The 6,791-nt window shown below is 36.6% G+C and carries 7 protein-coding genes, 1 tRNA gene and 1 other RNA gene; 3 read left to right on the top strand and 6 right to left on the bottom strand.

Features of this window, described 5'->3' with window-relative positions; genetic code table 11:
• Positions 1-239 precede the first annotated feature (239 nt).
• The 6 genes from ACIQXF_RS21700 to ffs all read right to left on the bottom strand — a co-directional run bounded on the left by ACIQXF_RS21700 (position 240) and on the right by ffs (position 3,997).
• The gene (locus ACIQXF_RS21700; RefSeq protein ID WP_402787528.1) at positions 240-512 is read right to left on the bottom strand and encodes a pro-sigmaK processing inhibitor BofA family protein; all 273 of its coding nucleotides are present in this window, start codon (positions 510-512) and stop codon (positions 240-242) included.
• A gap of 78 nt (positions 513-590) precedes the next feature.
• Positions 591-806 (bottom strand): YaaL family protein, encoded by a 216-nt coding sequence (locus ACIQXF_RS21695; protein WP_402787525.1) that lies wholly within the window; start codon positions 804-806, stop codon positions 591-593.
• 13 nt (positions 807-819) lie between these two features.
• Complete coding sequence (gene recR, locus ACIQXF_RS21690; RefSeq protein ID WP_402787522.1) at positions 820-1,416, bottom strand: recombination mediator RecR; 597 nt, start codon at positions 1,414-1,416, stop codon at positions 820-822.
• Between the two features lie 11 nt (positions 1,417-1,427).
• The gene (locus ACIQXF_RS21685) at positions 1,428-1,742 is read right to left on the bottom strand and encodes a YbaB/EbfC family nucleoid-associated protein (protein ID WP_402787519.1); all 315 of its coding nucleotides are present in this window, start codon (positions 1,740-1,742) and stop codon (positions 1,428-1,430) included.
• Between the two features lie 21 nt (positions 1,743-1,763).
• On the bottom strand, positions 1,764-3,551 hold the full coding sequence (gene dnaX / locus ACIQXF_RS21680) for a DNA polymerase III subunit gamma/tau (protein ID WP_402787516.1): 1,788 nt from the start codon (positions 3,549-3,551) through the stop codon (positions 1,764-1,766).
• A gap of 178 nt (positions 3,552-3,729) precedes the next feature.
• Positions 3,730-3,997, bottom strand: an RNA gene (ffs, locus tag ACIQXF_RS21675) — signal recognition particle sRNA large type.
• Between the two features lie 192 nt (positions 3,998-4,189).
• On the opposite strand from ffs, the gene ACIQXF_RS21670 reads away from it, so the two are divergent.
• The 3 genes from ACIQXF_RS21670 (at position 4,190) to ACIQXF_RS21660 (ending at position 6,698) form a co-directional block, all read left to right on the top strand.
• Positions 4,190-4,282: transfer RNA gene (locus tag ACIQXF_RS21670), tRNA-Ser, on the top strand.
• Positions 4,283-4,556: 274 nt separating this feature from the next.
• Positions 4,557-5,819 (top strand): ATP-binding protein, encoded by a 1,263-nt coding sequence (locus ACIQXF_RS21665; RefSeq protein ID WP_402787513.1) that lies wholly within the window; start codon positions 4,557-4,559, stop codon positions 5,817-5,819.
• Entirely contained in the window at positions 5,820-6,698 is an 879-nt protein-coding gene (locus ACIQXF_RS21660; protein ID WP_402787510.1) for a response regulator, read from the top strand. It begins immediately after the preceding gene.
• Positions 6,699-6,791 lie beyond the last annotated feature (93 nt).

Below are 6,791 nucleotides of genomic sequence, written 5' to 3'. Positions count from 1 at the left end.
GATGTCCAAAATTTGTTTTGTTCACTAACTCAAGGTTAGCTACTAAAAACTTTATTGATTACGTTTTGCTTGTTCAGTTTTCAAGGTTCATATCGTCACCGTTTCGCAACAGCAACTCTTATATAATATCACACCAATAACCAGTTGTCAACAACTAAAATATTTAATTCATTTGTTTTTCAATAGTTATCTTAGCGACTCTTAATACTATACCACAATATTTTCTTTTTACAAGTGTTTTATAAAAAAAATATTAAAGCCGTTATTCCTAGTACACCTGGGATACCTAGTATAGCAATTGTTAGAACAGAAAATAGATTAATAGGTATATTATAGCCGGCATAACTTATGCCCAAGTGAATTATAAATAATAGAAGAAAGGCAAAAGCTAATCTAAACCAAAATACAGATATTCCTTCTAAAATTTTACCCAACTTAGCATGTCTTATTATTATATAAAGAAAAAGAAGCACTACAGGTATACAAAAACTCATAATTACTAACCACGACACATGGTTTCCTCCTTAAATTAACAATATAATTATGAAAGTTTATGTTTCCTGTTTTGCTTCTATGAATTTAAATGACTATTATTTAATCAATACTCTTCTAATTCTAGCTTCTTTGAATAAATAAAAATGTATACTCTCGGCTGCTTTACGTTGAGCAATCACTTCTAAATCATAGTCGTCTAGTAATTCTTCAATTATTTTGGCCTGCTGCAAATCCTCTTTAGTTTCTTTCATAAGATTCACGAGCTTGTCATCGAATTCTTTTTTTAATTTTCCTTTATTACGGAAGAACATATTAATCCCTCACTCATAACTCTCGGCGACCTTCCATTGCCTTCGATAACGTAACTTCATCTGCATATTCTAAATCTCCACCTACCGGTAATCCATGGGCAATACGTGTAGTCCTAATGCCAGATGGTTTCACTAGCCGAGAAATATACATAGCTGTTGCTTCTCCCTCAATAGTAGAATTCGTAGCTAAAATAAGTTCCTGAACAGTCTCATCTTGCAAACGAACTAACAGTGATGCAACATTAATGTCCTCTGGGCCAATACCGTCCATAGGTGAAATAGCTCCCTGCAGCACATGATACATACCATTGTAATCACGCATTTTCTCCATAGCGATTACATCTTTTGTATCCTGAACAACACAAATAATAGAATTATTTCGTTGTTTGTCGGTACAAATATGACATGGATCTACATCAGTTATGTTACCACACACAGAGCAGTAGCTTAAATTTCGTTTAGCATCGATTAAAGCCTTAGAAAAGGATAAAACATCATCCTCTTTCATTGTTAACACAAAAAACGCCAGACGAGCCGCGGTTTTCGGCCCGATACCTGGCAATTTCATAAAACTATCAATTAGTTTGGATATTGGTTCTGGGTAGTACATTTATTTACCTCCTAGAATGGAAGGTTCATGCCTTGAGTGAATTTACCCATTGTTGCATTTGTTTTTTCATCCACTTTTTTCAGTGCTTCATTTGCAGCAACAACGAATAAATCTTGTAGCATCTCGATATCGTCTGGATCTACTACTGATGGATCAAGATTTACCTCTACAATTTCACGTTGACCAGTTACAGTTACTTTCACCATACCTCCGCCAGCAGCACCCTCAAATTGCTCTGCATTTAAAGCCTCTTGAGCTTCCATCATTTCCTTTTGCATTTTTTGCATTTTCTTCATCATACCTTGCATATTTCCCATTCCACGCATAATCGTATTCCTCCTAAATGATTAATCTTCAACAATTTCAATAAATTCTTTACCGAACAATTTTTCCGCTTCCGTCACTAGTGGATCTTGTGAAGCAAGTGGTTGAGCATCGTCGATAAACGGCTCTTCCTGCATTTCTGCCGGTGGTGGTTCTAATAATTCCACTTCGTGATTGGTCTCTACTTGAGATTTTTTTTCCTGCTGTAAGCCATGATCACGAATAAACTCTTCACGCAATTTCATCCAGGTCTCTTCAGGTGTACAAAGCATTTCGTACATAGTACCAGTTTGCCCTGCAATTAATTGTGTGAATTGAGCTTTTAGAGATTGATTATCAGCAACCATTTGACAATGAATATCATACTTGAATTTTAACACAAAAGCACTTGAAGATGCCGCAACAGGTTCAGCTTCTGCTAAAAGAGCTGACTGAGATTTTTGCATTTGGCTTAATGCCTGTGCCCAAACTGATTTAACTCGTTGTACATCTTGTTTAGTTGCATCCTTAAGTACCTCTTGAATACGACCTGTTGGTGCTTTATAGCCATTCGGACTTTTAGCTCGGGGACGTTGTTCTTTTGGTGCTTGCATCGATTGTACAGAGGTACCAGCTTGTAGTTGTACTGACAATTGTTGCACCATTTGCTCAAGTGCTACAATTTTTTGAGCAAGCTCAGGGCTCATTGCTGCTTCACCTGAAATGGTTGTTTGACTAACTATCCCACCAGAAAACTGTACCATCTTAAGTAGCGCTGTTTCTAAGTAAATCTTTGTATGATGGGAGAACCGCATTTCTTGCTGTGTTTTCGCTAATATATCAATGTAGCCATATAGCAAGTCTGGTGCAAAATCATGCGCTAATGTAAATACTCTCTCCTCTGGTGATACCAACTCTAATAGTTCAGCCAAATCATCACTCGTTTGTAATAATAATAAGTCACGGAAAAATGTAATTAAGTCTTCTGAAAGGCGAAGAGGATCCTTTCCATCAGCAATAAGCTGTTCTAGCAGTGCAAGCATTTGTGCGACATCTTTTACTTTTAAAGCTTCTGCTAAGTCATAGAAAACTTCCTGACTGATTGAACCTGTAACCAGTAATGCATCCTCAAGCTTCAGCTCATCACCGCTGAAAGATACGACCTGATCTAATAAACTCAAAGCATCACGCATACCACCAGCTGCTGATTGTGCAATTACCTTCAAGCCTTGTTCCTCATACGCTAGGTTAATATCCTCTAAGACAACCTTCATGCGCTCAATAATATCATTGGTCGAAAGACGTTTGAAATCAAAGCGCTGACAACGCGAGATTATGGTTGCAGGCAATTTATGGGGTTCTGTTGTCGCTAAAATAAATACAGCATGTGGAGGTGGTTCTTCTAATGTTTTTAATAGTGCATTGAAAGCACTTGTAGAAAGCATATGCACTTCATCAATGATATACACTTTGTATCTGCAACTTGCAGGGGCAAATCTGACTTTCTCGATGATGTCACGGATCTCCTCAACCCGTGAATTAGATGCTGCGTCAAATTCAATCACATCTGGGTGCGAGCCATCTGTAATGCTTAAACACGTGGTACATTCGTTGCAAGGCTCGTTTGCCGGTGCATGCTCACAATTTAAAGCTTTAGCAAAAATTTTAGCTGTACTTGTTTTCCCGGTTCCACGCGGACCAGAAAATAAATAGGCATGTGTTGTTTTATCCGCTAGGAGAGCATTTTGTAGCGTTCTTTTGACATGCGCTTGACCAGACATTTCCCGAAATGATTGCGGTCGATACACACGATAAAATGCTTGATACGTCAATGGTTTCCTCTCCCCTTCTTCATTAAATAGAATATTTCTATTATAACATTTGCCTCATTATTTATAAAATAGTGTTACCTTTTTTCAACAAACTTAAGTTGACTCTTTATTATTATATGAATGCAAAAAAACGCATCCGCCTATTGTAGACGGATGCGTTTGAATTGGCAATTTAATGCCGTGCACCTTTCTTCGACAGCCGCACATAAGCGTTACTCTTGTCGTTAGCTCAGATTAGGCAACCCCGCGGCACATGAATAAGACCACTTAATGCTGCTTCCTTCCGGACCTGACATGGTTCATGGGTATCCATTGCGCAGGACCCAATCGTCAACACTACGTGCAAAAGGCAGACCAAACAATACGGACAGCCTCGAAAAAGGAATTCAGTCTCGCTAGAGCGGATTGCGAGTTACAGGACACCGCTACCTTCCCACCTAGCACGGCAATAACTAGTATACTGACTGTTTTCATAAATTGCAACTTAATGCACATAATATTTATGTGGAATATTCTATCAACAATGTAAATAAGCAATCATTATTAAAAAAATAAATATTTTTCAAAAAAAATGTTGACGTCAATCTCAAAACATGATAAATTAATTCTTGTCGATAAGACATTAAGCAATATAATATGGAGGTATACCCAAGTCTGGCTGAAGGGATCGGTCTTGAAAACCGACAGGCGGGTAACACCGCGCGGGGGTTCGAATCCCTCTACCTCCTCCAGTTTTTAAATTCCGACTACTAGCGTAGCCGTTTTTTTTTTGCTTAAAATTGTATGTAACACTTACTAGATACCACTTCCGCTTAGGTTGTGGTATTTTTTTATTGTTAAGGAAAACATAGATTTTACAGTTGAGATTAGCCAAAGACATTATTGTCGAAAATGTTTTTGATTTCGATTCATGTAGCCTTTCAACTTCTGTCGAATGTTAAAAAACTCTTTAGCGGATCTTTTCTTTACTATAGCTCTACTAATATTGATTAGGGAGGATTTTTAATGCACTCGAAAATTTCTATATCTCGCAATTCCCTCGCTTGGATTTTCATAATTGCTATTTTAACTGCTATTGGTGGTGAGATTAAAATAACGCCTTTTGCTAATACAACCTTTCGTTTTGGATTAGGAAGTATTATTTTCTTTTTATGTACTTTACTTAGACCTACGCCTATCATTTTAGCAGGATTTACTACGAGTATGGTGACAACCATTTTTCGGGTTATCATTAATTACTCTTTACATGATGTTCCACTAGTTGATAGTTTGCTTACACATTTACCTGCTGCTGCATTTTATATATTGTTTGCAATATGCCTACAAATACTAAGCATTCATCAATATAGAGAAAGACCACTAATGCTTGGATTGTTAGTTGCATTTAGTGAGGTATTTAGTAATTTAGTGGAACAACTATTTCGTTTCTTTATAAATTCTTATACATTTTTACTCCTTCATGATTTACTTATACTATTAGCAGTTGCTTTATTGCGTAGTTTCTTTGTTGTTGGAATTTATAGCTCTATTTTAATTGCTGAGCAAAAAAAACGTGTTCAGGAAATGCTTACTATTGGCTCAGATTTATATGTTGAAACACTTTATTTAAAAAAATCTATGAACCACATCGAAACCATTACAGCTAGCGGGTTCGATTTATACAGACAATTAAAATCACAAGGCTATCGTGCAGAAAGCTTACAGGCACTACATATTGCCCAGGAAATTCATGAAGTAAAGAAAGATTCACAACGGATCTATGCAGGTATTTCTAAAATTGTTGGTGAAAAGAGTTTCGGCTCCCTTAGATTGTCAGAATTATTACATTATATAGAAGAAGGTAATAGTAAATACGCTGAATTACTCGGGATAGATATTGAGTTTAAAATAAGTATAGATACTGACTTTCAAACTAAAGAACATATTGCATTGCTTGCACTTTTAAATAATTTAATAGCTAATGCTATAGAAGCAATTGAAGGACAAGGTGTTATTTCTATTGATATTCAAAAACTGCAGGATGATACTGTAATTACAGTATGTGATAACGGAAAGGGCATTTCACAAAGTGATCTCTCTATTATTTTTGAACCTGGGTACACCACGAAATACAATGTTGATGGTGTCGCAGCAACAGGCATTGGTCTTTCACACGTTGCTGAATTAGTAAATAAATTAAATGGCTCAATATCCGTTGAATCAAACAATCGAAACACAATGTTTAAAATTACAATTCCTACGCAGACTATTCAAACGGGAGAGACTTAAATGAGATATTTTATCGTAGATGACGATCGTGCAAGTCGGGTCATGCTAAAGCAAATTATTGAAGAAAGTGGTTTAGGCACAGTCATTGGGGAAGCTCGCAATGGTGAGGACGCCATTCCACAAATTTTAATGACACAACCAGAGTTTGTGCTTATCGATTTACTGATGCCAAAACTAGATGGCATCGCAACAGTCGAGCACCTTATTCAAAATCGTTTTGAGGGTCAATTTATCATGATCTCGCAGGTGGTGAATAAGGAAATGGTAGGCGAGGCATATGAGCAAGGGATAGAGTTTTTTATTCATAAGCCTATAAACCGTATTGAGGTTGAGAATGTTTTACGTAAAACAACTGAACAATTTCGCCTAAAAAACTCGCTATTAGTTATTCGTCAATCCCTTACAAACATTGATTTAAGTGAACAAATAAATCAGAAAGCAACGTCACGTGATCATATTCAATCTATCTTAAACGATATGGGTATCGTTGGTGAAATCGGAAGCGAGGATATTATAGCAATTATCGAAACATTGCTTGCTCATCAGCACAAAATTGCACCTCTCCCTCCATTAAAGGAGCTATATGAGGAAATCGCGGCTGTTACTAAGTCTACTCCAGATGAAATTTTGAAAGAAAGTAAGGCCATTGAACAACGTGTGCGTCGTACTATACTAGCAGCGATGATCAATCTCGCTAATTTAGGTGTGGTTGATTATACAAACTCTGAGTTTGAATATTATGCACCCCGATACTTCGACTTTAAAGAGATTCGCCAGCTTATGACTCAGATAGAAGATCACGAAAATCGCAAGGCAAAGGTTAATATAAAGAAATTTATTCAGGTATTATATTCAGACATTTTAACAAAAATAAATTAATTTTCTCGGATTTTGTCGGATTCCATAAGTCCTCCGTATTATTAAAGTAAGGCATGTCCTAAAAATTTTAATATATCAGGGGGTACAAAGGTT

Origin of the sequence: Lysinibacillus sp. NPDC097231, from assembly GCF_044761885.1 — a bacterium.
GTDB lineage: Bacteria > Bacillota > Bacilli > Bacillales_A > Planococcaceae > Lysinibacillus.
This window is presented reverse-complemented; position numbering and strand designations above follow the sequence as displayed.

What these genes read in the sequence shown, in the direction of transcription:
- ACIQXF_RS21660 (WP_402787510.1), top strand. Translation starts at nt 5,820, where the DNA reads ATGAGATATTTTATCGTAGATGACGATCGTGCAAGTCGGGTCATGCTA.
- ACIQXF_RS21685 (WP_402787519.1), bottom strand. Translation starts at nt 1,742, where the DNA reads ATGCGTGGAATGGGAAATATGCAAGGTATGATGAAGAAAATGCAAAAA.
- recR (WP_402787522.1), bottom strand. Translation starts at nt 1,416, where the DNA reads ATGTACTACCCAGAACCAATATCCAAACTAATTGATAGTTTTATGAAA.
- ACIQXF_RS21695 (WP_402787525.1), bottom strand. Translation starts at nt 806, where the DNA reads ATGTTCTTCCGTAATAAAGGAAAATTAAAAAAAGAATTCGATGACAAG.
- ACIQXF_RS21665 (WP_402787513.1), top strand. Translation starts at nt 4,557, where the DNA reads ATGCACTCGAAAATTTCTATATCTCGCAATTCCCTCGCTTGGATTTTC.